We start from the raw sequence: 25871 nt of genomic DNA on the forward strand, positions 1-25871 counted from the left end.
CTCAACTTGGCCAGCGGTCGCACAGATGCTGCGCGAGGTCGGAAGGATCGGCCGACGCGGCACCACGCGCGATCAGCGCGTCGGCGGCGGCAGCGTCGTAGCAGGTCTCCGGCGACTGGGCCATCACCAGCGCACCGTTCATCGCCAGCGCCATGGCGCGCTCTGCGCGCACCGGATCGCTGCCGCTCAGGAACAGCAGCGCACTGTCGCCTGCCGGAAGCGCTGCGACGGGATCCCGCGCGTCGTCCTCTCCAACCGCCTCGAACACCAGGCGCGCGCGGTCGGCGACGACCACCAGCTCCGGCGGCAGGAAATAGATCGTGGCGGCCTCGGCGGCCTGGCCGGCTTCGGCGAGCGCCACCGGCAGCGGCGTCGCGCGTTCCATCTGCTTCACCAGCCGGTCGTAGCGCCCGCCGTCGAGCTGCAGGCGCACCAGCACCGCGCGCGGGAAACCCTCGGGCAGCGTGCCGAGCAGCTGGCGCACCGCATCCGGCCCACCCAGCCCGCCTTCCACCAGCACCGCGCCGCGCAGTGTGCCGTGGCCATAGCTGTCGAACTCGGCCAGCGACAGCCCGCCGAGGCGGCTTTCCAGGGCATCGAGATCGACGGAGGGCGCGGATGGCCGGCTGGCCAGCGGCGCGTCGTCTTCGGCCAGCGACAGGCCATCGCCCAGCGCGAGCATGTCGGCCCTGCTGCTGTCGGCGCTGTCGTCGGCCTCGCCTTCACCCGCCTCGACGACATCCGCGGCTGGCGCCTGCGGGTCGACCAGGCTGAATCCGAAATCGTGATCGGCGGCCACCAGCGATGCCTGGTCGCCCGGCGCGGCTTGCGCCTGCTCCGCCAGCAGCGCGGCGAGCCCCGGGTCGTCGGCCAGCGACGCAGCGTAATCGCCGGTCGGCGCCGAAGAGGACCAGTCCATGTCTTCGGCCGACACCAGCCCCGACAAGCCGGAGCCCGGCACGGGATCATCGAACGCGTCCGCGCGTGGCACCTCGGCGGCAAGCTCAAGCGCCGTGTCCGCCAGCGCGACCAGATCGAGTGTGCTGCCGTCGAACTCGCGCGCCGGCAATGCACCCGGTCGGGGATGGAGGGCGTGTTCGTCCTCGGCTCCGGGCGGCAGCACGTCGTGGTGCCGGTTGAGCTTGGCGGCGAGGTGGCGGACCCAGCGCGCCGCGTCCCAGCCTTCGCGCTGCGCGGCCAGCTCGGCCTCGTCGAACACCACCACGATCGCGGGATCCATGAGCAGGGCGTCGTAGCCCTCCAGCGCGTCCTCGATCGCCGGCTCCAGCGCGACCAGCACCGCCTGCGGCGCAAGCGCCACGGCCTCGGCGGGATCGGCCGAGACCGGATCGGCTGCCAGCGCGAGCTCCGCGCCGGCATCGGCAATCGCGGCCTCCAGGCGCACGCGCGCCTCACCGGGGCGCGCGAGCAGCAGCACGCGGATCTTGTCGCTCGCGTCAGGCATCTTCGCGCTTCAGCTTCAGCAGGTCGTAGACGTTGCGCACCAGCTCGTTCTCCTGGTACGGCTTGCCGAGATAGCGGTCGACACCGATCTCGAACGCGCGCTGGCGATGCTTCTCGCTGGTACGCGAGGTGATCATCACGATCGGCACATTGCGCAGGCGCGGGTCGGCCTTCATCTCGGTGGCAAGCTCGTAGCCGTCCATGCGCGGCATCTCGATGTCGAGCAGCATCAGGTCCGGCACGCGCTCGGCCATCCGCTCCAGGGCATCCAGGCCGTCCTTCGCGGTCGCGACCTCGAAGTTGTGGCGCTCCAGGATGCGGCCGGTGACCTTGCGCATGGTGATCGAGTCGTCGACCACCATCACCAGCGGTACCGGGCGCTGCTCCTGCGCGACCACCGGCTCGGCGTCGCGCGGCATCGTGACCTGGCGGCGCACCAGCGGCGCGACGTCGAGGATCACCACCACGCCGCCGTCGCCCATGATGGTGGCGCCGAAGATGCCCGGGATCGAGGCGACCTGCGGTCCCACCGGCTTCACCACGATTTCGCGGCTGCCGATGATCTGGTCCACCGCCACCGCCGCGCGCAGCTCGCCCGAGCGGACCAGCAGCACCGGCATCTGCATCTGGCCTTCGGCCTTCGCCGCGCCATGACCGACCAGTCCGCCGAGGTCGTGGACGATGTAGTCCTCGCCACCGTAGGAATAGCTGGCGCCCGGCTTTTCGAACTCGTCGCGGGCAATGCGGCCGACGCCGCGCACCGAGGCGATGGGCACCGCGAAGCTGGTGTCGCCGATCTTGACGAACACCGCCTGGGTCACCGCCAGCGTCTGCGGCAGGCGCAGGATGAAGGTCGTGCCTTCACCCTTGCGGGTCCTGATGTCGAGCGTGCCGCCGAGCTGGCGGACCTCGCTGGCCACGACGTCCATGCCGACGCCGCGGCCGGCCAGGCGGCTGACCTCGTCGACCGTGGAGAAGCCGGGCTCGAAGATCAGCATGTCGAGGTCGGCATCGGCGATCACGGCGTCGGGACGCAGCAGGCCGCGCTCCTCGCCACGCCGGCGGATCGCGGCGCGGTCCAGGCCGTCACCGTCGTCTCCGACCTCGAGCACCACTTCCGAACCCTCGCGGCGAACCGCGATGCGCACGGTGCCCTCTTCCGCCTTGCGCGCCTTGCGGCGCTGCTTGGGCGACTCGAGGCCGTGGGCCACGGCGTTGCGCAGCATGTGCTCCAGCGGCGCGGTCATGCGCTCCAGCACGTTGCGGTCGAGCTCGCCATGCGCGCCGTCGAGCTTCAGCTGCACGTGCTTGCCGGTATCGCCGGCGGCCTGGCGGACCACGCGACGCAGGCGCGGCACCAGCCCGTCGAACGGCACCATGCGCGTGCGCATGAGGCCTTCCTGCAGCTCCGAGCTCACGCGCGACTGCTGCAGCAGCAGGGTTTCGTACTGGCGCGTCAGGTCGTCCAGCGTGCCCTGCAGGCTGGTCAGGTCGGCCGCGGACTCGCCAAGCGCGCGCGACAGCTGCTGCAGGGTCGAGAAGCGGTCGAGTTCGAGCGGATCGAAGGTCGCGTCGCCGGTGTCCTGCTCGCGCTGGTACCGGGCGACGATCTGCGCTTCGGTCTCGATGTCGAGGCGACGCAGCTGGTCGCGCAGACGCATGTTGGTCTGCTCCATCTCGCCCATCGCGCCGCGGAACGCGCCCAGCTGCTGTTCGAGGCGCGCGCGGTAGATCGCCACCTCGCCGGCGTAGTTGACCAGGCGGTCGAGCAGGTCGGCGCGGATGCGCACCTGCTCCTGCGGCGCGCGGACGGCGATGTCGTCGTCGTCGCCCCCAAGCGGCGAGTTGCTGATCGGTGCCGACAGCGGCCTGAGCTCGACCTTCGGCGCGGGGACGCGGACCGCATCGGCAGCCGCCGTGTGCGTCGCCAGGTCATCGCCGCGGGCACGCGCGTCGAACGCGTCGATCAGCGCCTGCGACGCGCTGATCGCGCGGCCTTCGCCCACGCGCAGGACCATCGCATGCAGTCGGTCGAAGCCGCGCTCGAGCAGCGGCACGTCACCGCGACCGAGGTCGAAGCGCTGCTCCGCCACGGCTTCCAGCAGGGATTCCATCGCGTGGCCCAGCTCGCCGATGGCGAACACGCCCGCCATGCGCGCGCCACCCTTGAGGGTATGCAGGTCGCGCTGCATGCCGACCACCGGATCGCGGTCGCCCGGCGCTTCGCGCAGGCGCGCAAGCAGGCCGTCGGAATGGTCGAGCAGGTCGCGGCTCTCCTCGACGAAGATGTCGATGAGCTCTGGATCCAGGCCGGTGAAGTCGAACGCCGCATCCGGGTCATGGTCCAGCGCGATCGCCGCCAGCAGCGCTGCCACCGCCGGGTCGACGTCGTGCCGGCCGTCGTTGGCGGCTTCGAGTTCTTCGGCTTCGAAGGCTTCGGCGTCGAGGCGCTCGGCTTCGAGGCGCTCGGCCTCGGCACGTTCGGCATCGAGGCGTTCGGCTTCGGCCTGATCGGCGGCGGCGATCTCGGCTTCCAGCTGCTCGAGTTCGAGGCGTTCCGCTTCCGCGCGTTCTGCTGCGACGCGTTCGGCGTCTGCCCGTTCGGCTTCGGCCCGCTCCGCCTCGGCGCTCTCTGCCTCGACGCGGGCTGCTTCAAGACGCTCTGCCTCGACCCGCTCGGCCTCGGCACGCTCCTCTGCGGCGATTTCGGCTTCCAGCTGTTCGAGCTCTACGCGTTCCGCCTCCAGGCGCTCGGCTTCGATGCGCTCGGCGTCGAGCAGTCCGGCTTCCAGCGCATCCAGTGCCGCGCGCTCGGCCTCAAGGCGCCCGGCATCGGATGCATCCAGGTCTTCGGCCAGCATCCCGGCGTCTGCGTCTCCGGCATCGAGCGACGCCACCATCGACTGCGCTGCTTCGGCCCGTTCGGCTTCAAGCCGTTCGCTCTCGATGCGTTCGGCATCGAGACGCTCGAGTTCAAGGCGTTCCGCTTCGAGGCGCTCCGCTTCGACTCGCTCCGCTTCGATTCGTTCGGCTTCGACTCGTTCTGCCTCGACGCGCTCCGCTTCGAGCCGCTCGGCTTCGACGCGTTCGGCTTCGCCGCGTTCGATTTCCACGCGCTCGGCCTCGACGCGCGCCGCCTCAAGGCGCTCCGCTTCGAAGCGCTCCGCTTCAATTCGCTCCGCTTCAATGCGCTCCGCTTCAATGCGCTCCGCTTCGAGGCGCTCCGCTTCAAGGCGCTCCGTTTCAATGCGCTCCGCGTCCGCGGCGACGCTGTCGGGTGCGACGGCATCTTCGGAGGTCGGCTGGAAGTTCGCGTATTTGCTCAAATCGAGATCGACCAGCTCCGGGGACTGGCCAATCAAGGCCTGCATCGCACCGGCAATGCTGTCGTCCGCCGCCGCGTCCGCGTCGGCGTCGCGCTCTCCGGCCTGGCCATCCTGCGGGGCCATCCTGATATCGGGCAGCGCGTCACGCAGGCTCACCAGGCGTGCGGCAAGTGCGATGGCTACCGGCACCTGCGGCGCGGGCGCATGCAGGCCGACCAGGGCGGCGCGTGCCACCTCGGTGAGTTCGCCGATGGCGGCCACGCCTTCCGCGGATGCCGGGGCACCGCCAGCGAGCAGGCGACGGATATACCCCTCGGCGGGCGCCACCACCTGCGCGACCGACGGCACTTCGGTCATCGCGAAGGCGCCGTTCATGGTGTGCAGGGCGCGCAGCAGCTCCTCGCTGGCCGGGGTCGGCGCCTCGGCCGCACGGGCCACCCACGCGTCGACCGTCACCAAGTGACCGGCGACCTCGGCGTCGAGGATTTCGAGCAGGAGCGCGTCGACCGACGCCGGCATCATCTCGATGGGGGCGCCGCCGGACGTCTCTTCGGCCACGGCCTCGTCGTCCGGCGTAGCGGCTGCGGTGTCGAAGTCCGCGCGCGCATCGGCGTCGATCCCCGACAGCGCGCTCGTCGCAGCGTCACCGGCCGCGGACGCACCATCAACCGCCGCAGCAGACGGCACCGCATGCTCGGGCATGCCTTCGTCGCCGCTGGCGATACGCTCGGCGGAGGCCTGCATGCGCTCGAGGTCGACCTGCACCGGACCGTCGCCGCGCAGCGCAGCCTGCAGCTGCGGCAGGGTGTAGAAGGCCTGGTCGACCATCGCCACCACCGCCGGGCTCGCGACGCGCGTGCCGTCGAGCACGCGGTTGAGCATGTGCTCGACCTTCCAGCTGAATTCACCCAGCGTGCGCGCGCCGACCAAGCGCCCGCTGCCCTTGAGGGTGTGGAACACGCGGCGGATCGGGCGCAGGCGCTCGAGATCATCGGGCTGCGCACGCCACAGCGGCAGCAGCTGGTCGAGGTTGTCGATCTCTTCCGCGAATTCCTCGAGGAACACCTCGCGGATCTCGTCGTCGATCTCGTCGCCGGTGGCCTCGAAGCCACCCGCGGCGCGCGCGATCGCGGGCGCGGGTGCAGGTGCGGGTGCCGGTTCCGATGCAGCTGCGGGCGCAGGCAGTGCCGCACGCGCGCCGTCGGCATCGCGGTCGATCAGCGCAGCAACCGTGCGCTCGATGTCCGCCTCGCTGAAGACCGCCTGCGGCTCCGTGCCGGAACCGGCAGGCGACGCGGCAGCTCCGGTATCCAGTTCCGCCGGCAGCGGCCAGTAGCCCAGCGTTTCCAGGCTCTGGCGGGTGACATCGAGGATCTCGTCGCGGTTGAAGCGGTTCTCGCGCAGCGCCTCGAGGTAGTACTCCAGGCTCGCCAGTGCGTCGGCGAAGGTGTCCAGCTGGCGGCCGTTGGGCACGCGGCGGCAGCCGATCAATTCGGTTTCGGTGTAGCGGCGCACACCGGTGAGGTAGGCGGCGGGCACTGGCAGCTCGAGCATCTGCAGTGCGCCCGAGACCTCCTGCAGCAGCCGGGGCACCTCGGCCAGCTCGGCGTGGTCCCAGCTGGTCTCGATGAACGCAACGAAGGCCTGGCGCGCATCGGCGAAGTTGGCGATGGCCTCGCGGACCAGCACCTCCAGCACCTTGCGCGACTCGGTGGAGAACAGGTCGTCCTGGTCGCCGCCCTCCTCGTCGCCCGCACCAAGGCGCGAAACCTGGTCGTCGAGCGTGGCTTCGACATAGAGCAGTGCGCCGGCGACGTCGAGCAGCGCGCCCTCGTCGGCGGCACGGTCGCCGCGGACGATGGCCGCCATGGCATCGCGCTGCTGCTGGATCACGCCGCGCGCGACGCCCAGGCCGAGCATGCCGAGGGTGTCGGCGACGCCGCCGAGTGCCTCGACCTGCGGCGCCAGGCGCGAGAGCTCGCCTTCGCCGGTGCGCAGGTGCAGGTCGAGCGCATCCTTGACGCGCAGCAGGTCTTCCTTGACGGCGGCGGACACGGTGTCGAGCAGCGCGCGGTTGCGGCCGCTCAGGCTGCCTTGCGCGTGGCTGATCTCGGAATCGGTGGGCAGCTGGCCGCCCAGTTCGAACGTTTCGTGCAGCGCGCGCAGCTGCTCATGGTCGCCGCTGCCGTGGGCCACGTGGTACAGCAGCTGGCGGGTCGGCTCGAGTACGGCCTCGGCGCGCGGAATGCCGAAGCCGTCGTCCTCGAACATGCGCCGCGATTCGCGCTCGACGCTGGCGAACGCCTGGCGCAGGCCCGGGCCTGCCTGCAGCGCGCCATCGGACATGGCCTTGGCCACCGACGACGCCACCCACAGCATCCGCCTCGCGGGCTCCTGCCGGGTCTGTGCCAGCAGCTCGTCGAGCGATCCGGCAAGCACGCCGGCATTGTCCGGCGCGCCGGATTCCGGCCAGGCGGCCATGGCGTCGCGCAGCCCGGAAAGCAGGGGCTGGACGCGCGCATTGCGCACCGGCGCCGGCTCGACCGTGGTCGGTGCCGGCGCGATCCCGCCGGGCAACGGACGCTGCAGGTCGGGCGCGAACAGCACGCTCTCCGACAACCCCGCTTCGCCGCGTGCCGCGCGCAGCTCGTTGAGCAGCGGCAGCAGCACGATCGGGATGTCCTTGTGGCCGCTCTGCAGGCGCTCGAGGTAATCCGGGAGCAGCACAACGCCACGCATCAGGGTGGCGCAGGCGCCATCGCGGTCGGTGGTGCGACCGTCCTGCAGCGCCTGGGCCAGGCGCTCCATCTCCTCGGCCACCATCGCCGGCGCGTACAGCTCGACCATGCGCAGCGTGCCCTGCACCTGGTGCAGGTAGCTGGCACAGAAGCGCATGCGGCTGGTGTCGGCGGGGTCGGCGGCGAAGTCCTCGATCTCGATCCGCGCCTGGCGCAGGGTCTCGTCGAGCTCCGGCTTGACCCAGCCGAGCGTGGTGTAGTCGATCGCGTCGCGCAGGGCGGTCATCGGTCTGCGCTTCAGGCCGGCAGCTTGAAGTCGGCGACCGAGCGGCGCAGGTCGGCCGCGAGCTGGGCCAGGTTGCCAATCGACTCGGCGGTCTGGTTGGCGCCTTGCGAAGTCTGCGCGGTGATCGACTGGATCGTGTTCATGGTCGCGGTGATGTTGGTCGCGGCCGCGGACTGCTGCTGCGAGGCGCTGGAGATGCCTTCGATGAGCGATGCCAGGCTGGTCGACACGTTTTCGATCTCACCCAGCGCGGTACCGGCGTCCTCGGCCAGGCGCGCACCGGCGACCACCTCGGACGTCGTCTGTTCCATCGAGCTGACGGCCTCGTTGGTATCGCTCTGAATGGTCTGCACCAGCGTCTCGATGCGCTTGGTGGCGTTGGATGCGCGTTCGGCGAGGCGCTGCACTTCGTCGGCCACGACCGCGAAGCCACGACCCGCCTCACCGGCGGACGCCGCCTGGATGGCCGCGTTCAGCGCCAGGATGTTGGTCTGCTCGGAGATGTCGTTGATCAGTTCGACGATCGAGCCGATCTCCTGCGAGCTTTCGCCGAGGCGCTTGATGCGCTTGGAGGTTTCCTGGATCTGGTCGCGGATCGAGTCCATGCCGGCGATCGTCTCGCGGACCACGCCCGCGCCCTTGGTGGCGATCTGCACCGAGCGCTGCGCCACGTCGGCGGACTCGGCGGAGTTGCGCGACACCTGGTTGATGCTCTGCGCGATCTCGTTGATGCGGTCGGACGCGGAGTTGATCTCCTGCGCCTGGTGCTCGGCGGCCTCGGCCAGGTGCATGGCGGTGGCCTGCGTCTCCTGCGCACTGGACGCCACCTGCACCGAGGTGTCGTTGATCGTCTGCACCAGGCTGCGCAGCTGCTCGACGGCGAAGTTGATGGAGTCGGCGATGGCGCCGGTCATGTCCTCGGTGACGGTGGCCTTGACCGTCAGGTCGCCTTCGGCGAGCGAACCCATTTCGTCCAGCAGGCGCATGATCGCCTCCTGGTTGCGGTTGTTGAGCTCCATGGTGTTCTCGAAGCGCTCGCGGCGCTCGCGGCCGGACGACCACAGCAGGCCGACCAGCGCGGCCAGCGCCAGGCCACCGAAGATGATCGAGATCCAGATGTTGCCCAGCAGGCTGGTGTCGCGCAGCGAACCGAACGCGGTCAGCGCCTGGAACAGCGATTCGCTGTTGCCGAGCAGCTTGTCCGATCCGGTGGTCAGCGCGGCGGCCGCGTTCTGCGCGGTGAACAGGTCCTCGGAGCTCGCGAGGATCGCGTCGAGGTCCTTCTTCATTTCCCCCCACTGCGTCGTCGCCTGCGCCAGCGCGGCCAGCGCGGCGGCGTTCGACAGCGGCTGCACGTTCATCGCATCGTCGCCGGAGCGCAGGCCCGTGAGCACCTGGTCGAAGACGCCCGCGTCGCGGGCCAGCGCATCACCCGCGTTGGAGGCACCGGCGCCGCCGGCGCGGATCTCGGTGACGCGGCGCGCCATCGTGGACGCCAGCACCACCTCGCGCAGCGCGATGTAGATCTGCGACGACGGCGAGCCGCTGGCCGACATCGCGCGCACCACTTCGTCGAGCTGCGCCTGCAGCTGCGGCACCGCCTGGCTGAAGCGCTCGGCGTTGCCGGCGAAGGCGACCACGGCGGCCTCGCTGGCCAGCACCTGGTCGGCGTTCATCGCCAGTGGCGCCCAGGTTTCGCCGACCGCGCGGATCGGGCCGCTGACGCCGGTGGTGGTGCCGAAGTTGCTGTCGAGGCGGGAAATGTCGCCGTCGATCGCGGCCTTGGTGGCGCGGAACGTCGCGAACGACGCGGCATTGCCTTCCACCGCCTCGCGGCCCTGGTTGGCCAGGCGCTGCGAGTTCACCTGCAGGCTGGAGGCCGCCGTACTGGCGCCGCCGAGGCGCGCGGCCTTGGTCATCGCATAGATGGTGTTGCCGGCGAATACCAGCAACGAGACCACGAGCAACCAGATCCAGACGTTGGTGCCGATGTTGCGACCCTTGCCGGCTACGCTGTCGATGACATTGCTCATGGAGTTACCTCTGACCTTGCTGGGGCGGCGGTCATGCCGCGGCGTGTCTGAATTCGGGAGTGCGGGACAGCCTGTCGAGGCTGAAAACCGCCCATGCATGACCGCCCACGTCGTAGGCGCGGTCGATGAAATTCGCGTAGCGGCCGTCGGCAAGGCCGGCGGCGTCCGTCTCCTGCTCGACCAGGAAGCTGCGCTGGCCGTACAGCTCGTCGATCGTCACCGCCACGTCGCCGCCGGGCTGGCGCACCAGCAGCACGCGCTGGCCTTCGTGGAGCACGGTGCGCTCGCCTTCCAGGAACATGCGCAGGTCGACCACCGGCAGCAGGTTGCCGCGGATATTGGCGACGCCAAGCATCCAGGGCTGCGCCCCGGGCACCGGCGTCAGCTGCGGCATCGGCAGGATCTCGACCACCTCATCGAAGCCGGAAGCCAGCGAGCGTCGGCCAACGCGATAGCCCACACCGCGCCACAGGCCAGGCGCATCCAGCTGCTCAGGCAGGCCGGCGATGTGCGCCAGGCTGCGCTGCTCGTAGCTGGCGAGGATCTCGAACGGATCCATCGCCACCGGTTGGGCGTGGGCATTGGCCACTTCAGCCACCGAGCAGGCTGTTGATTTGCTCGACCAGGTCGCTTTCGACCGGCGGCTTGACGATGTAGCCCTTCGCGCCCTGGCGCATGCCCCAGGCCTTGTCGGTCTCCATGCCCTTGGTGCTGACGATCAGCACCGGGATGGCGCTGGTCACCGCATCGCGCGACAGCGCGCGCGTGGCCTGGAAACCATTCATGCCGGGCAGCACCAGGTCCATCAGGACCAGTGCCGGCAGCTCGCGCTTGCAGACTTCGATGCCGTCCTCGGCGTTGGCCGCAGCCAGCACCTGGTGGCCGTTGCGTTCAAGCAACTGGGTGAGGACCGCGGTATCGGTCGGCGAGTCCTCGATCAACAGGATCTTTGCCATGGTGTGCCTGTCCCCCCGGTCAGGCGTTGACGTGTTTGCGGATGGCGTCGAGGAGTTCCTCGCGCGTAAAAGGCTTGGTGACGTACTGCTCGGAGCCCACGATGCGACCTCGGGCCTTGTCGAACAGGCCGTCCTTGGAAGACAGCATGATCACCGGCGTGTGCTTGAAAAGCTGGTTGTTCTTGATCAGTGCGCAGGTCTGGTAGCCGTCCAGGCGCGGCATCATGATGTCCACGAAGATGATCTGCGGCCGCTGGTCGGCGATCTTGGCCAGCGCCTCGAACCCGTCGGTCGCAGTCACCACGTCCGCACCCTCGCGGCGCAGCAGTGTCTCTGCCGTGCGGCGGATGGTCTTCGAATCGTCGATCACCATCACGCGCAGGCCATCAAGGCTGCCGGCGCGGTTTTCGTCCTGCGTCATCATGTCTCCCCGGTGCGCGTCGCTCGTAAACGCCGGCGTCGCTGCAAGCAGTCTTATATCCCAGTCGGACGCCACACTGTCAAGCGAGAATATGGCGTTGTGCGTGCGCGATCAGCAATCGCGGCAGTGGTGCCGCGCGCAGCTGCTAACATTTGTCAGTTACTGCCGTGGAAGGCCCATATGCCACTCGAAGTCATCGTCGTGATGGACCCGATCGGGTCGATCACCATCGCCAAGGATTCGACCTTCGCCATGCTCCTCGAGGCGCAGCGGCGTGGCCATCGCCTTCACTACGTGGTGCCGGGTGGCCTGTCGATGGAAGGTGGCGTGGCGCAGGCGCTCGTCGCGCCGCTGCAGGTCGCTGACGACGCCGCGGGCTGGTTCGAACTGGGAACTACGTCACAACGCGCGTTCCAGGCGCGCGACGTGGTGCTGATGCGCCGCGACCCGCCGGTCGATTCAGACTACCTGCACGACACGTTGATCCTCGACGCCGCGCGCATGGCCGGCGCCAACGTGGTCAACGATCCGCGTGGACTGCGCGACCTCAACGAGAAGCTCGCCGCCCTGCTCTTCCCGCAGTGCTGCCCGCCGACCCTGGTCAGCCGCAATGCCGCCGCGCTGAAGGCGTTCGTCGGCCACCATGACCAGGCGGTGCTGAAGCCGCTGGATGGCATGGGCGGCCGCTCGATCTTCCGCGCCAGCGCTGGCGATCCCAACCTCAACGTCATCCTCGAGACGCTCACCGACAGCGGCCGGCACCTGGCCATGGCGCAGCGCTACCTGCCGGAGATCACCGAGGGCGACAAGCGCATCCTGCTGGTCGACGGCGTGCCGGTGGACTACTGCCTGGCGCGCATCCCGCAAGGCGACGAGTTCCGCGGCAACCTGGCCGCCGGCGGCCGCGGCGAAGGCCGTCCGCTGAGCGAGCGCGACCGCTGGATCGCGGCGCAGGTCGGCCCCGAGATGGTCCGCCGCGGCATGCGCTTCGTCGGCCTGGACGTGATCGGTGATTACCTCACCGAGGTCAACGTCACCAGCCCGACCTGCATCCGCGAGCTCGACGCCCAGTTCGGCCTCAACATCGCCGGCCTGCTGTTCGACGCCATCGAGCAGTGAGGAGCGGCGGCTGACGTGGCGGCATTGCCTGCGCAATCGGTGATCGGCGAGCGCGACCGGCTCGGCGCAACGCTGGTGCTGTCGCTGCTGGTGCACGGCATGCTGGTGCTGGGCGTCGGCTTCGCGCTCGACGACGCGGCGCCGGTGCTGCCCACGCTGGATGTCATCCTCACCGAAACCACCAGCCCGCTGACGCAGTCGCAGGCCGATTTCCTCGCCCAGGCCAGCAACCAGGGCGGCGGCGAGGACGAGCTCAGCAAGCGCCCGCGCGACGCCCAGGTCGGCCAGCTGCCGCAGGACGAGGCCGGCGTGGCACAGCAGGCGATGCGCGCGCAGTCACCCGACGCCAGCGTGCCGCCGGAAACGCGGGTGGTCGCCAGCCGCAACGGCGAGACGCGCGTCGCCGCGCCGGAGGACACGCCGCTTGCCGACGACACGCCCCTGCCGCGCGGCGAGGAGCGCATCGAGCGCGACCTGGCGATGGCACGACTGGCCGCGGAGATCCACCTGCAGTCGGAGCGCTACGCCAAGCGACCGAAGCGCAAGTTCGTGTCGGCAAGCACCCAGGAGTGGGCGTACGCGACCTACCTGCGCAGCTGGGTGGACCGCGTCGAGCGGGTCGGCAACCTGAACTATCCGGACGAGGCGCGCCGCAGGCAGCTGTCCGGCACGCTGGTGATCAGCGTGGCGATCCGCCGCGACGGCTCGGTGGAGCGCGCGGAGGTGATCCAGTCCAGCGGCGTGCGCCTGCTCGACGACGCCGCGCTGCGCATCGCCCGCCTCGCCGAGCCTTACCCGCCCCTGCCGCGTACCGAGGAGGAGATCGATGTCCTCCACGTCACCCGCACCTGGAACTTCCTGCCGGGCGGCGAGCTGGTCGACGACTGACGGCGCGGCACGTGTGCCGCGACCGCAGGGTTACAGCGCCTGCCAGCGCAGGCCCTCGCCGCGCCGGTAGTACACGCCCCGCGCACGGGCATACACCGAATCGGCACTGACCAGTCCGAACATGCGGCCGTCGGCGCTGGCGCCGCGATGGTCGCCGAGCACCAGCAGCTTGCCCGGCGGCACGCGCAGCGAGGCGATGTCCGGCCCGCCGCCATCATCGAGGTCGAGCGCCACCTGCCGCCCGCCGAAGGACTCGATGCCGGCATCGGCGCCACGCGCCAGCGGCCGGCCATTGATGCTGAGGCGACCATCAAGCAGCGCCACCTGGTCACCCGCCACGGCCACCACGCGCTTGATCAGGCGCGTGCCGTCATGCGGCGACTTGAACACCGCGACATCACCGGCGCGCGGCACATCGCGCTCGATCAAAGTGACGGCGGTGAACGGCACGCGCACGCCGTACGCACTCATGTCGACCACCACGCGATCGCCCGGCCGCAGCGTCGGCTGCATGGAGCCGCTGGGCACCACGTAGTGGTTGGCGAACGAACTGCGCGCCACCAGCAGCAGCGCCAGCATGACCAGCAGCGGTGCCGATTCGCGGAACAGGCGGGCAAGGCGCGCGTGTGCACCCTGCGCGGTGGTGGATTGCGTCATGGCGGAGCCTTGGCGGTGTGGAGGCGTGGACCTCCACCGACCCTGCCGGCTGCGCGAAGGTTCCCGGGCCTCAGCCGCGCTGGCGCGATGCCGCCTGCTCGGCCAGGGTGAGCGCCACGTTGTTGCGCAGGTAGGCGGGTTCCAGCAGCTCGGGAGCCACCGCCTCACCGCGCGCGAATGCCGCCGCGGCCAGCCGAGCCAGGTCGCCGGCGCGCGGCAGCGCCGCGTCGTCGACCGCGACCAGCCGTGCACCGAAACGCGTGCGCAGCGCGCCGTCGAGCGCCGAGAACCCGGTGCCGACGCCGAGCCAGCCGCCCTCCCCGGCTTCACCCGGCAGCGCGGCCGCATCCGGTGCCATGACCGCCTCCGGCGCCAGTACGCGCCACGCGTCGTGCTCGCGCGCGAAGCCGCCGAGGTAGACCTCACCCATGCGCGCGTCGATCGCCGCCAGCACCCGGGCATCCGCAGGGCCTGCTTCCGGGATGCGCGCGCCCTGCGCCAGCACCGCCAGCGTGGACACCGCCAGCGCCGGCAGGTCGAGCGCGAGCGCGATGCCCTGCGTCAGCGAAATCCCCAGCCGCACCCCGGTGAACGCACCCGGCCCGCGGCTGACGGCGATGCCGTCGAGGCTGGCGCGGGCAATGCCGGCCTCGGCCAGCAGCGCGTCCGCCCAGGGCAACACCAGCTCGGCGTGGCGCCGCGGCGCGACCTCGAAGCGCTCGCGCACCTCGCCGTCGAGCCAGAGCGCGACCGAGCAGGCCTCGGTGGAGGTTTCAATGGCAAGCAGGCGCATGGACGGCGGACCGGACGGCGGGGCGCGACAGCGTAACCCGCGCCAGCGCCAGGCTCAGCCCCGGGCGAAGAACGCCGCCACGTCGGCGATGTCGCGGGTGTGCGGGAACGGTGGCAGCGACTTCAGGAAGCGCTTGCCGTAGCCCTTGCCGAGCAGGCGCGGATCGCACAGCACCAGCACGCCGCGATCGGTTTCCGAACGGATCAGCCGGCCCACGCCCTGTTTCAGCGCGATCACCGCCTGCGGCACCTGTTCGTCGCGGAACGGATTGCCGCCGGCGCGGCGGATGGCGTCCAGCCGCGCCTCGAACACCGGATCGTCGGGCGCGGCGAACGGCAGCTTGTCGATCACCACCACGCTCAGCGCGCCGCCGGCCACGTCGACGCCCTCGCGGAAGCTGGCGGCACCCAGCAGCACGCCGTTGCCTGACTCGCGGAACCTCTGCAGCAGGACGTGCCGCGGCGCCTCGCCCTGCACGAACAGCGGCCAGGGCCCGTCGCGCAGACCCTCCGCGGTCTCACGCAGCGCGCGGTGCGAAGCGAACAGCAGGAACGCGCGCCCGCCCGAGGCCTCCAGCACCGGGCGCACCGCGGCGGTGACCGCCGAGGTGTAATCACGCGACGACGGCTCGGGCAGCGACGGCGGCAGGTAGGCGAGCGCCTGGGTGCCCCAGTCGAACGGGCTTGGCGCCAGCAGCGTGCGCGGCTCGACCAGCCCGAGCCGGTTGGCGATATGGTCGAAGCGGCCGTCCACCGCCAGCGTGGCCGACGTGAACACCCAGGCCGCGCCCGAGCGTTCGCGATGCGCGCGCAGCGGCCCGGACACGTCCAGCGGCGTGCGCTGCAGGCGGAAGCCGCGCGGTGACAGTTCGTACCAGCGGATGTCGTCGTCGGCCTCGGCCATGCCGTCGTCGAGGCCACGCGGCACGCACCAGCGCGCGAGACGCCCCTGCTGGTCGAGCGTGCGCACGTGGCAGGCCTCGAGCCCGGGCGCGGCATCGCGCAGCGGCGCCAGCGCCTCGGCCAACGCGTGCAGCGCCGCCGACAGCGCGTCCAGCGCCGTGGCGACGTTGGCGTACAGCAGCGCCTGCGCCTGCGTGCCGCGCACCGGCAAGACCTCCAGTTCCGCGCGCAGGCCGCGGGTCGCCTGCTCCAGCGCGCTCGCCGGCGACTGCAGCACCGCCAGCGCGCCGTCGACGTCGCGGCATTCGGCGATCGCATCGCGCGCCAACTCGACCAGCGGGCGCGCCGACAGGCCTTCGCCGAAGAACTGCGCGGCGAGCTCGGGAAGCTGGTGCGCTTCGTCGACCACGAACGCCTCGGCGCCGGGCAGGATCTCGCCGAAGCCCTCCTGCTTCAGCGCCAGGTCGGCCAGCAGCAGGTGGTGGTTGACCACCACGATGTCGGCATCCTGCGCGCGCTGGCGCGCCTGCACCACGAAGCACTCGCCCCAGAACGGGCATTCGTTGCCCAGGCAGTTGTCGGCGGTGGAGGTGACCATCGGCAGCAGCGGCGAGTCTTCGGCCAGCGATTCCAGTTCGGCCAGGTCGCCCATGCGCGTGCGCCCGCCCCAGGCGACGATGCGCTCGAACTGCGACGCCTGCGCCGCGCTGGTGAAGCGCGCCTCACCGCGCGCGCGCTCCACGCGATGGCGGCACAGGTAGTTGGCGCGGCCCTTCAGCAGCGCGGTGCGCAGGCCGATGCCGAGCGCATCGCGCACCCGCGGCAGGTCGCGGTGGTAGAGCTGGTCCTGCAGTGCGCGCGTCCCGGTGGAGATGATGGTCTTGCGCCGCGACAGGATGGCGGGCACCAGGTAGGCGAAGGTCTTGCCGGTGCCGGTGCCGGCTTCGGCCAGCAGCACGTCGCGACTGTCGAAGGCCTCGGCCACTGCAGCGGCCAGGTCCTGCTGCGCCGGTCGCGGCCGGAACCCGGACAGGCGGTCGGCCAGCAGGCCGCCTTCGACCAGCGCGGCGCGGCTGCGCGCCGCCAGCTCGCCCTCGACCTGCGGCGCGGCGACATGGGATTCGGAATGACTCATCTGGTCGCCATGATCGCCGCAAACCGCGGGCCTGGTCGTCATCCGTCGACCGGTGGCGGCGTCGGCGGAGTACGCGCGCGACGCGATCGCGTTCTCAGTAGCGCGCCGGCGGACCGATCCGGCAGGCGTCGATGGCGGCCTTGGCCGCGGCCGCACCGGCGGCATCGCCCTCAAGCAGGCGCACCTGTTCGAGGGTCGCCCAGTGGCGGCGGCACAGCGGACCGACCTGCGAACCGAGCGCGAACGCGCGCTCCGCCAGGCTGGCGGCCGCGGCGCGGTCGCCCAGCAGCAGGGCCAGCTCGGCGCGCTCCTGCAGCAGCGCGGGATCGCCGGGCACGATGCTGATCGCGTGGTCCAGCGCCTTGGCGGCGTCGGCCACATGGCCTTGGGCTTCGAGGCGATGCGCCTGGTCGCGCAGGTCCTCGACCTCGTTGTCGCGCAGCGGCTGCACCGAGAGTTCGCCTTCGCCATCGCCGGCGGAGGCGCGGATCGCAGCGACCATTTCCGCCGGCGTGGCCGAAGTAAGCGACGTGGACGGGGCGATGGTCGGAGCCGAGGCGCAGGCCACCAGCGCGGCAAACAGCACGCACGCCAGTGCGATGCGCAGCGACGGCGCGCGGAACGTGGGGGACGTCATGGTCAGTGCTGCGGTTCCGAAGGCGGTGGGGGTGGCGGCGAATCCTGGGGCTCTGCCGCGCTTTCGCGGTCGCGACCGAAGCCGAGCCACTCGCGCCAGCCTCCACCGCCCTGCCCGCTCTCCTCGACATAGGCAGGCGGCGCGCAGGGTTGCCAGGGCGGCGCGAAGCCGTCGGCGAACGCGAACCGGCGCGCCTCCGGGCAGCCGGCATCGGTGCTGGTGCCGCCGACCACCCACTGCCAGTCGAGGCCCTTGTCGCCGACCTTGAGCGGCGCGGTGGGCAGCGCCTTGAACAGGCCCGACCAGATCCGCATCGCGCCGGTGGCGCCATACAGGCCGGTCTGCTCGTTCTTGTCGTTGCCCACCCAGACGACCGCGAGATGGTCGCCGGTGTAGCCGGCAAACCAGCTGTCGCGGCCGTCGTTGCTGGTGCCGGTCTTGCCGGCGGCGTTGAGCTTGCCCAGGCCGTCGTTGACCAGCTGCCGGCCGGTGCCTGACGACACCGCGTGCTGCAGGGCCAGCGTCACCAGGCGCGCCGCAGTGCGGTCGCCGTCATCGGGCTGCGGCGGCGCCTTGTCGTAGCGCTTGAGCACGCGGCCGTCGTCGCCCAGCACCCCGCGCACGGTGTACAGCGGCTGGATCTCGCCGTCGGACGCCAGGAACTGGTAAAGCTGCGCCATGGCATACGGGCTCTGGTCGACGGAGCCGAGGATGAGCGCGGGATTGGCCGCCGCCTCGATGCCTGCGAGCTGCTTGATCAGGTTGGCCAGGCGCTCCGGGCGCACCGCCATGCCCACCCGCACCGTCGCCTGGTTGTAGGAGCGCGCCAGCGCATCCACCAGGCGCACGCTGCCGTGGCTCCTGCCGTCGGAATTGCCGGGGTTCCAGCGCTTGCCGGTGTCGAGCGTCACGGTCACCGGCGAATCGTCCACCCAGGTCGCCAGCGACCAGCGGTCCGGCAGGGCCAGCGCCAGCAGGTATACGAACGGCTTCAGCAGCGAGCCGACCGGCCGCTGTGCCTCGACCGCGCGGTTGAAGCCCGGCGTCGACACGTCGCGGCTGCCGATCACCGCGAGCACTTCGCCGTTGTGCACGTCGGTGACCACGAGGCCGGTCTCGAGCGCCGGGCGGCGCGCGTTGTCGAGCGATTTCATGGTGCGCTTGACCGCGGCTTCGGCATACGCCTGCGCCGAGGGCGACATGCTGGTCATGACCGCCAGCCCGGCGCCCTGCAGCTCCGCAGCCGAGTAATCGGCGGCGAGGTGCCGGCGCACCAGGTCCACGTATGCCGGGAAGCGGTTGGCGGCGGCGCTGCCCGGGCGCTCGCTCACGCCCAAAGGCGCGGCGACGGCGCGGTCGTGCTCGGCCTGGTTGATCAGCCCGGTCTCGAGCATCTTGCCGAGCACGAAATCGCGGCGCGCGCGCGCGCGCTCGGGATGGCGGCGCGGATCGTAGTCCGACGGCCCGCGGATGATGCCGACCAGCAGCGCCACCTGCTCGGTGGAGAGATCGTCGAGGTGGCGGCCGAACCAGTGCTCGGAGCCCGCAGCCACGCCGCGGATCGCCTGCGCGCCGCGCTGGCCCAGGTACACCTGGTTGAGGTAGGCCTCGAGGATCAGGCCCTTGTCGTAGCGCGCTTCGATCAGCAGCGCGTAGATGATCTCGTTGAACTTGCGGCTCCAGGTCTGCTCGCGGCCGATGCCGAGCAGGCCGCTGCGCGCGAGCTGCTGGGTCAGCGTGCTGGCGCCCTGCCTGGTGTCACCGGCCTTCAGGTTCACGAACGCCGCGCGCAGCATGCCGCCCAGGTCGATGCCGTGGTGGTGCGCGAAGTCGCGGTCCTCGACCGCCTGCAGCGCATCGGTGAGCTGCTGCGGCACGTCCTGCACGCGCACCAGCCGGCGCTCTTCCTGCTGCTTGCCGTACAGCGTGGCGATGCGCGCCGGATCCAGGCGCGCGGCCTTGGCGTCGCGGTCGGCCACCAGGTCGCGGACCTTCGAGACCCGGCCCGAGGCCAGGCGCACTTCGACGCGGCTCGGCGCCACGTCGCCGCCGACGTCCTGGAAACCGCGGCTGGCGATGGTGAAACGCCCGCCTTCGCCCGCCGCCCAGGTGCCCGCCTTGCGGCCGTCGCCTTCGCGATAGCCGGCCGCGGCAAGTTCCGTCTTGAGCGTGCCGGCATCCATCGCCAGGCCCGGTGCCAGCGCCAGCGGCCGCGCGTAGACGCGGGTCGGGATCTGCCACTGCAGTTGCCCGAAGCTCTTCCCGACCTGGTGGTTCAGGTACAGCGTGTACGGAATGAGGAAGCCGAGGCCGAGGCCGACGGCGGCCAGCGCCCAGGTCAGCAGCCGGCGGCGCCAGTCAAGCCGCGGGCTGTCGATGTCGTGGTCGTCTTCGTCGTAATCGATGCGTGCCATGTGGGCTCGGCGGCCCGCGGGCCAGGTGGCGCCGGGTGGGCGCGTTGAAGGGATGCGAGAATGGAAAAAAAGCGTGCCGAGTCTAGCCCAGCGCCAGCGCGCTCCCGGTCACGCCGCCACCCCCCAGTCAGCCGGAGTTGTCGCTGGATGTCGTTCTCGATCGCCGACGCGCGCTTTTTCGTCGCCCGTGCCTCCGGCCTGCTGCACCGTGGCCTGCTGAGCCTGCGCACCCGCGGCGTGGCCTCGAGCTGGACGCGCGTGTGCGCGCAGCTGCGGCCCGCGCCGCCGGCACTGCGCGCAGCGCTGTACCTGCCGGCACGCGCGCCGTTCGCACCGTTCACGCTGCCGACGAGCGACATGCCGCGGGCGAGCTTGGTGATCCCGGTCTATGGCCAGTTCGCGCATACCCTGGCCTGCCTGCGCGCGCTGGCGGCGCATCCGCCGGCGGCGGCGTTCGAGGTGATCGTGGTCGACGACGGCTCGGCTGACGAGACCGCCGACGCGCTGCCGCGGGTCGCGGGCCTGCGCTATCACCGCCGCGCCGTGAACGGCGGCTTCATCGCCGCCTGCAACGACGGCGCGGCGCTCGCCCGCGGCGAGGTGCTGGTGTTCCTCAACAATGACACGGTGCCGCAGCCGGGCTGGCTGGACGCACTGCTGGCCACCTTCGACGCGGTGCCCGACGCCGGCCTGGTCGGCGCGCAGCTGCTCTACCCCGACGGCCGCCTGCAGGAGGCCGGCGGGGTGGTGTTCAACGACGGCAATGCCTGGAACTACGGCCGCCTCGGTGATCCCTCGCATCCGCGCCATGCCTATCTGCGCGATGCCGACTACGTCAGCGGCGCGGCGATCGCGATCCCGCGCGCGCTGTTCCAGGAGCTCGGCGGCTTCGACACCCGCTACGCGCCGGCTTATTATGAAGACACCGACCTCGCCTTCGCCGTGCGCGCCGCCGGGCGCCGCGTGCTGTACCAGCCCGCGGCAAAGGTGGTGCACGACGAAGGCGCCACGTCCGGCACCGATACCGGCACCGGCCCCAAGGCGCACCAGCTGCGCAACCGCGAGGTCTTCCTCGCCCATCGCGCCGCGGCACTCGCGCACCACCGCGCGCCGCACGAGCCGACGCCGGCCACGCTGCATGCCGGCCAGCGCCAGGTGCTGGTGATCGACGCGCTCACCCCGCAGCCCGACCGCGACTCCGGCTCGCTGCGGCTGGTCAACCTGATGCGCCTGCTGCGCGAGGAAGGCGCGCATGTGGTGTTCCTGCCCGCCAACCGCAGCTACGACGGCCGCTACACCGACGCCCTGCGCCAGCTGGGCGTGGAAGCCTGGTGCGCGCCACACGCCGCGCGCGCGCCGGCTTGGCTGGCCGAGCACGGACCGCGCTTCGACGTGGTGGTGGCCTGCCGCCATTACGTGGCCAGCGAGTTCATCCCGCTGCTGCGCCGTCATGCGCCGCAGGCGCGGCTGGTGTTCGACAGCATCGACCTGCACTACCTGCGCGAGCAGCGCGCCGCGGAGGTCACCGGCGACGCCGCGATCGCGAGGGCCGCGCTGCGCACGCGCGCGCGCGAACTCGCAGTCATCGCCGCGAGCGACATCACCCTGGTGGTCAGCGAGGCCGAGCGCGTGGTCCTGCAGCGCGATGCGCCGCAGGCCACCGTCGAGGTGTTGTCCAACCTGCACAGCGTGGCCGGGCCCGGCAGGCCATTCGCCGAGCGCCGCGACCTGGTGTTCGTGGGCGGCTTCCGCCACCCGCCGAACGTCGATGCCGTGCGCTGGTTCGCCGCCGATGTCTTCCCGCATGTCCGCCGGCAGCTGCCGGATATCGCGTTCCACGTGATCGGCGATGACGTCACCCCCGAGGTCGCCGCGCTCGCCGCGCTGCCGGGCGTGGTGGTGCATGGCCACGTGCCGGATATCGCGCCGTACATGGATGGCGGACTGGTCGCCATAGCGCCGCTGCGCTTCGGCGCCGGGGTCAAGGGCAAGATCAACCTCAGCATGGCGCACGGCCAGCCGGTGGTCGCCACGTCGTGCGCGGTCGAGGGCATGCACCTGGTCGACGGGCGCGACGTGCTGGTGGCCGACGAGGCCGAAGCATTCGCGGCGGCGGTGGTACGCGCCTGCGGCGACGCCGCGCTGTGGCAGGCATTGGCGACGCACGGGCTCGAAAACGTGGCCCGGCATTTTTCCGCCGACGCCGCGCGTGCGGTCGTGCATCGCGTGTTCATGGCCTGAACCGGCTCAGTCTGCGGGAGCACCCGCGGCGCGCAGGCGCTGCCTGAAATCGTCCAGCCCCGGCACGCCGGGATCGATGGCGCGCGCCAGCGCCAGCGCGCGCTGCGCGCGCTCCACTTCGCCGGCACCCAGGCGCTCGTTGCCCACCGCCAGCCAGCGCTGCGCGAGCCGCGTGCGCGCGGCCGCGAGCTCGCCCGCGTCCTCGCCCAGGGCCGCGCGGGCGTCCAGGCAGGCGCGCGCCTGGCCCAGGCTGTTGCCACGCAGTTCGCGCTCGTAGCAGTCGCGCGCGGCCGGCAGCAGGCGCGCGCTGGCGGCGCGCACCGCGCGTGACTGTGGTGCCAGCGCGCGGGCACGGGCGATCTTGTCGAAGGCGCTCTCGCCCGGCGGCGACAGCAGGTTGCCGCGCGCACGCGCGGCCTCGGCCGCGTCCAGCAGCTGGCGCACACGGCGGTCGCGCTCGGCTGCAGGCAGCCGCGTCGCGAGCTGGGCACTGTTCTGGCGCGCGCGTTCGAGCCGCGCTTCGGCCTCGGCGACGCCCGCGGCATCGGGCGCGATGGCCTGCGCCCTCGCCAGCGCGGCCTCGGCAGCCACGAACGCGAAATCCGCGGCCAGGCGCGATGCCTCCGCGGCGTGCGCGCTGGCCACCGCCGCCACGCCGTCCTGCGCCGAGGCGTCGCTGGCATCCAGCGCCAGCAGCGCGTTGTAACCCTCGAGGGCGCGGTCGAGCCGACCGCGCGCCAGGGCGTTGTCGGCACGGCGACGCACGGCATCGGTCTCTTCGGTCAGGCGTGCCAGCGTGTCCGGGAGGTCGATGTGGCCGCCGTCGAAACGTCGCGCCGCATCGATGCGCTGCGCGGCCGCGCCCAGCTCGCCGCGCCGCAGCGCCTCGCGCGCCTGCCCCAGCAGCTCCGCCAATGCATCTTCGCGACCGCGCAGCGCGTCCGCATGCGCGGGCTCGATCGCCAGCACGCGCGCGTACAGCGGCAGCGCGGCGCTGTCATCGCCGTCGAGGTGTCCGCGCAGACGCGCAGCTTCGGCCGCAGCCAGCAGCGAATCCAGGCCGGCATGGCCGGCCTCGCGGCGGCGCAGCGCTTCCTCCAACTGCTCGGCCTCCGCCTTCGGCACCGAAAGCTCACGCGCCAGCGCCAGCCCGGCGCGGGCGTCGTCCAGTCGATCCTCGGCAAGCGCCACGCGCGCCTGCGCAAGCGCCGCCGCCGCCACCTGCGCCAGGCCCTGGCTCGCCTCGCGACGGTCGGGATCCATGGCCAACGCGGCTTCGAACAGCTCGCGCGCCCCCGTGCCATCGGCGGCGCTGAGACGGCCTTCGGCGAGTGCGCGCGCGGCTTCGGCGCGCAACGCCTGGCTGCGGGTCTCGGGCCACAGCAGCCCACCGAGCGGCGCACGCAGCACCGCCAGCAGCACGACCACCAGCATCGAACCGATCAGCCACCACTGCCAACGGCGCGCAAGCCCGAGGCGTTCGACCACGCCGCCACGCAGCCGCGTGCCGCCATGCAGGCGGGAGCGCGCGGCGGCGGCGGTGGAATCGCGGGCGGCGTCGGGATGCGATGAGGGAATCACGCCCGGGAGCATAAGCGGCACCGGGTGAATGCGCGCGCGACGCCGGCGACCGGGCCTGCGTCGCAGCCGCCGCGCTCAGGTGCGGTAGGCGCGCTCCACGCCAGGCAGCGCCTCGAGCTTGCCGAGCAGGCGCGACAGCTGCCCGAAATCCGCGACGCGCAGCGACAGCCGCAGCTGCACGCGGCCACGACCGCCGCCGGCATCGCCGTCGATGGCGAGTACGTGCGCATCCTCCTGCGCGATCAGGTTGGTGACGTCCTTGAGCAGGTGCTTGCGGTCGATCGCCTGCAGCATCAGTTCGGCCTGGTGGGCGCCGCCGGAGGCGCCCCACTCCACCGGCAGGACGCGCTGCGGCTCACGCGCGGCCAGGCGCAGGAACGACGCGCAGTCGCTGCGGTGCACGCTCACCCCGCGCGCACGCGTCAGGTAACCGGCGACAGACTCGCCCGGCAGCGGCTGGCAGCAGCGCGCCACCTGCACCAGCAGGTTGTCCACGCCGACCACGGTGAACGCCGGCTTGCCGCCGGGGCGCAGCCGCTTCGGAGCGCGCAGCGCGATCACGTCCGCGTCTTCGCCGGCGGCCTCGGCCTCGCGCTGCTCGCGCTCGTGGTCGGCCAGCGCGCGCACCACCTGGTGCGGCCCCACGTCGCCCAGCGCGACCAGCACCTGCAGGTCGTCCGCGGTATCGACGTTGAACCTGCGCAACGCCGGCGCGAGGTCCGCGTGCTGCATGCCGACGCGCTTCAACTCGCGGTCCAGCAGCTCGCGGCCGGCCTGCAGGTTGCGCGCGCGGTCGAGCTTGTGGAACCAGCTGCGCACCTTCTCGCGCGAGCGCGCGCTGGCGAGGAATCCGTTGGACGCCAGCAGCCAGTCGCGGCGCGGCTCCGAGACCTTGCCGGTCAGGATCTCGACGCGGTCGCCGGTGTGCAGCACGTGGTCGAGCGTCACGATGCGGCCGTCCACCTTGGCACCGCGGCAGCGGTGGCCGACCTCGGTGTGCACGCGGTATGCGAAGTCCAGCGGTGTGGCGCCAAGCGGCAGGTCGACCACCTCGCCCTTGGGCGTCAGCGCGTAGATCCGGTCCTCGACAAGCTCGGTGTCGAAGGCGCCCGCGAGCGCGCCGTCACCGGCCTCCGCCGGCGCGTCGAGCAGCCGTCGCATCCACTCGATCTTGCGGTTCACCGCGGCCTCGCCGGCCGCCGAACGCTGCGCGCCGCCGCGCCCCTGGTAGGCGTGTTCCTTGTAGCGCCAGTGCGCGGCCACGCCGAGCTCGGCCTGGTCGTGCATCTCGCGGGTGCGGATCTGCACCTCGAGCGTCTTGCCCTCGGGCCCGACCACGGCGGTGTGCAGGGATCGGTAGTCGTTGTGCTTGGGGCGGGCGATGTAGTCGTCGAACTCGCCCGGCACCGGCGCCCACAGCGCATGCACCGCGCCCAGCGCCGCGTAACAGGCCTGCACGTCGTCGACCAGCACGCGCACCGCGCGCAGGTCGTAGAGCTCGCCGATCGGCGCGTTCTTCTTCTGCATCTTCTTCCAGATGCTGTAGATGTGCTTGGGCCGGCCGGCGATCTCGGCGCCGATGCCCGCCGCGGCCAGCGCTTCGCCCAGGCGCGCCTTGACGTCCTCGATGTAGCGCTCGCGCCCCGCGCGCTTGTCGTCCAGCAGGGTGGCGATCTGCCGGTAGGTAGCCGGCTCGAGATGGCGGAACGCCAGGTCCTCGAGCTCCCACTTCAGCTGCCAGATGCCGAGCCGGTTCGCCAGAGGCGCGTGGATGTCGCGGGTCAGCCGCGCCAGCGCCAGGCGTTCGGCGTCGGGCAGCGCGGCGGCGGCGCGCATCCGCGCGAGCTGGCGCGCGAGCAGGATCGGCACCACGCGCAGGTCGCGGACGATCGCCAGCAGCAGGCGGCGCAGGCCTTCATGGCTGCGTCCGCGCTCCTGTTCGGCGTGCAGCGCCCAGACCTGGCTGGCGGCGCGCTGGCCCTCGAGCAGTGCCGCGATCGCCGCGCCGGCGGGCGCTGCGTGCGCGGCGTGGCGTTCGGCCCAGTCCGGGCAGGCGTGCAGGACGGCAGCGGCCAGCACCTCGCCATCGGCGTCGAGCAGGGCCAGCGCATCCAGCGTGTCGGCCAGCACCCGCGGCGGGTCGCCGCCCGTGCAGGGACCGACCGCGGCCGCCTCGCGCAGCAGTGCGCGCAGGGGCTCGGCGAGGGTGGCGAGCGCGGGCCGCGCCAGCAGGGTTTCGATGTCCACGGCTTGGGCCATGGCGGGCGGCGATCCACGGCG

The 25871-nt window shown here is 71.7% G+C and carries 16 protein-coding genes; 3 read left to right on the plus strand and 13 right to left on the minus strand.

Going from position 1 to position 25871, the window contains the following annotated elements:
* Position 1: 1 nt before the first annotated feature.
* The 6 genes from JGR64_RS10595 to pilG are packed head-to-tail and all read right to left on the minus strand — an operon-like array spanning position 2 to position 11224.
* Entirely contained in the window at positions 2–1465 is a 1464-nt protein-coding gene (locus tag JGR64_RS10595; RefSeq protein WP_199373346.1) for a chemotaxis protein CheB, read from the minus strand.
* The gene (locus tag JGR64_RS10600; RefSeq protein ID WP_199373347.1) at positions 1458–7814 is read right to left on the minus strand and encodes an Hpt domain-containing protein; all 6357 of its coding nucleotides are present in this window, start codon (positions 7812–7814) and stop codon (positions 1458–1460) included. Before JGR64_RS10600 ends, JGR64_RS10595 begins: the two co-directional genes overlap by 8 nt.
* A gap of 11 nt (positions 7815–7825) precedes the next feature.
* Positions 7826–9847 carry a methyl-accepting chemotaxis protein gene (locus JGR64_RS10605; RefSeq protein WP_199373348.1) on the minus strand — a complete coding sequence of 674 codons (2022 nt, stop codon included), beginning with the start codon at positions 9845–9847 and terminating at the stop codon, positions 7826–7828.
* Between the two features lie 31 nt (positions 9848–9878).
* Complete coding sequence (locus JGR64_RS10610; protein WP_199374288.1) at positions 9879–10406, minus strand: chemotaxis protein CheW; 528 nt, start codon at positions 10404–10406, stop codon at positions 9879–9881.
* 31 nt (positions 10407–10437) lie between these two features.
* Entirely contained in the window at positions 10438–10803 is a 366-nt protein-coding gene (locus JGR64_RS10615; RefSeq protein WP_199373349.1) for a response regulator, read from the minus strand.
* Positions 10804–10822: 19 nt separating this feature from the next.
* On the minus strand, positions 10823–11224 hold the full coding sequence (gene pilG / locus JGR64_RS10620; RefSeq protein ID WP_182825315.1) for a twitching motility response regulator PilG: 402 nt from the start codon (positions 11222–11224) through the stop codon (positions 10823–10825).
* Positions 11225–11404: 180 nt separating this feature from the next.
* Here pilG and gshB point away from each other — a divergent pair, with 180 nt between their 5' ends.
* A complete protein-coding gene (gene gshB / locus JGR64_RS10625; protein ID WP_199373350.1) occupies positions 11405–12343 on the plus strand; it encodes a glutathione synthase in 939 nt (312 codons plus the stop codon).
* A gap of 99 nt (positions 12344–12442) precedes the next feature.
* The gene (locus tag JGR64_RS10630) at positions 12443–13231 is read left to right on the plus strand and encodes an energy transducer TonB (protein WP_199374290.1); all 789 of its coding nucleotides are present in this window, start codon (positions 12443–12445) and stop codon (positions 13229–13231) included.
* A 30-nt stretch (positions 13232–13261) separates the two neighbouring features.
* Here JGR64_RS10630 and lepB read toward each other — a convergent pair whose 3' ends face one another.
* The 5 genes from lepB to mrcB all read right to left on the minus strand — a co-directional run bounded on the left by lepB (position 13262) and on the right by mrcB (position 19769).
* The gene (lepB, locus tag JGR64_RS10635) at positions 13262–13888 is read right to left on the minus strand and encodes a signal peptidase I (protein ID WP_199373351.1); all 627 of its coding nucleotides are present in this window, start codon (positions 13886–13888) and stop codon (positions 13262–13264) included.
* A gap of 70 nt (positions 13889–13958) precedes the next feature.
* Complete coding sequence (tsaB, locus tag JGR64_RS10640; protein ID WP_199373352.1) at positions 13959–14681, minus strand: tRNA (adenosine(37)-N6)-threonylcarbamoyltransferase complex dimerization subunit type 1 TsaB; 723 nt, start codon at positions 14679–14681, stop codon at positions 13959–13961.
* 54 nt (positions 14682–14735) lie between these two features.
* Entirely contained in the window at positions 14736–16718 is a 1983-nt protein-coding gene (locus JGR64_RS10645) for an ATP-dependent DNA helicase (protein WP_199373353.1), read from the minus strand.
* Between the two features lie 94 nt (positions 16719–16812).
* Positions 16813–17355 carry a hypothetical protein gene (locus JGR64_RS10650; protein WP_199373354.1) on the minus strand — a complete coding sequence of 181 codons (543 nt, stop codon included), beginning with the start codon at positions 17353–17355 and terminating at the stop codon, positions 16813–16815.
* 2 nt (positions 17356–17357) lie between these two features.
* Positions 17358–19769, minus strand: coding sequence for a penicillin-binding protein 1B (gene mrcB / locus JGR64_RS10655; RefSeq protein ID WP_199373355.1), 2412 nt, complete (start codon positions 19767–19769; stop codon positions 17358–17360).
* Between the two features lie 147 nt (positions 19770–19916).
* Between mrcB and JGR64_RS10660 the strand changes: the two genes are divergently transcribed.
* Positions 19917–22010 carry a glycosyltransferase gene (locus JGR64_RS10660; protein WP_199373356.1) on the plus strand — a complete coding sequence of 698 codons (2094 nt, stop codon included), beginning with the start codon at positions 19917–19919 and terminating at the stop codon, positions 22008–22010.
* Positions 22011–22016: 6 nt separating this feature from the next.
* On the opposite strand, the gene JGR64_RS10665 is transcribed toward JGR64_RS10660, so the two are convergent.
* Complete coding sequence (locus JGR64_RS10665) at positions 22017–23612, minus strand: hypothetical protein (RefSeq protein ID WP_199373357.1); 1596 nt, start codon at positions 23610–23612, stop codon at positions 22017–22019.
* 54 nt (positions 23613–23666) lie between these two features.
* A complete protein-coding gene (locus tag JGR64_RS10670) occupies positions 23667–25850 on the minus strand; it encodes a bifunctional (p)ppGpp synthetase/guanosine-3',5'-bis(diphosphate) 3'-pyrophosphohydrolase (protein WP_199373358.1) in 2184 nt (727 codons plus the stop codon).
* Positions 25851–25871 lie beyond the last annotated feature (21 nt).

It is taken from the genome of Luteimonas sp. MC1572 (assembly GCF_016615815.1).
Classification (GTDB): Bacteria; Pseudomonadota; Gammaproteobacteria; order Xanthomonadales; family Xanthomonadaceae; genus Luteimonas.

Bases quoted from the DNA above. Each gene is read 5' to 3' on its own strand.
- JGR64_RS10630 (WP_199374290.1), top strand. From the start codon at position 12,443: ATGCTGGTGCTGGGCGTCGGCTTCGCGCTCGACGACGCGGCGCCGGTG.
- JGR64_RS10670 (WP_199373358.1), bottom strand. From the start codon at position 25,850: ATGGCCCAAGCCGTGGACATCGAAACCCTGCTGGCGCGGCCCGCGCTC.
- mrcB (WP_199373355.1), bottom strand. From the start codon at position 19,769: ATGGCACGCATCGATTACGACGAAGACGACCACGACATCGACAGCCCG.
- JGR64_RS10615 (WP_199373349.1), bottom strand. From the start codon at position 10,803: ATGGCAAAGATCCTGTTGATCGAGGACTCGCCGACCGATACCGCGGTC.
- JGR64_RS10595 (WP_199373346.1), bottom strand. From the start codon at position 1,465: ATGCCTGACGCGAGCGACAAGATCCGCGTGCTGCTGCTCGCGCGCCCC.
- JGR64_RS10605 (WP_199373348.1), bottom strand. From the start codon at position 9,847: ATGAGCAATGTCATCGACAGCGTAGCCGGCAAGGGTCGCAACATCGGC.
- JGR64_RS10610 (WP_199374288.1), bottom strand. From the start codon at position 10,406: ATGGATCCGTTCGAGATCCTCGCCAGCTACGAGCAGCGCAGCCTGGCG.
- JGR64_RS10660 (WP_199373356.1), top strand. From the start codon at position 19,917: ATGTCGTTCTCGATCGCCGACGCGCGCTTTTTCGTCGCCCGTGCCTCC.
- lepB (WP_199373351.1), bottom strand. From the start codon at position 13,888: ATGACGCAATCCACCACCGCGCAGGGTGCACACGCGCGCCTTGCCCGC.
- tsaB (WP_199373352.1), bottom strand. From the start codon at position 14,681: ATGCGCCTGCTTGCCATTGAAACCTCCACCGAGGCCTGCTCGGTCGCG.
- pilG (WP_182825315.1), bottom strand. From the start codon at position 11,224: ATGACGCAGGACGAAAACCGCGCCGGCAGCCTTGATGGCCTGCGCGTG.
- JGR64_RS10650 (WP_199373354.1), bottom strand. From the start codon at position 17,355: ATGACGTCCCCCACGTTCCGCGCGCCGTCGCTGCGCATCGCACTGGCG.
- JGR64_RS10645 (WP_199373353.1), bottom strand. From the start codon at position 16,718: ATGAGTCATTCCGAATCCCATGTCGCCGCGCCGCAGGTCGAGGGCGAG.
- gshB (WP_199373350.1), top strand. From the start codon at position 11,405: ATGCCACTCGAAGTCATCGTCGTGATGGACCCGATCGGGTCGATCACC.
- JGR64_RS10600 (WP_199373347.1), bottom strand. From the start codon at position 7,814: ATGACCGCCCTGCGCGACGCGATCGACTACACCACGCTCGGCTGGGTC.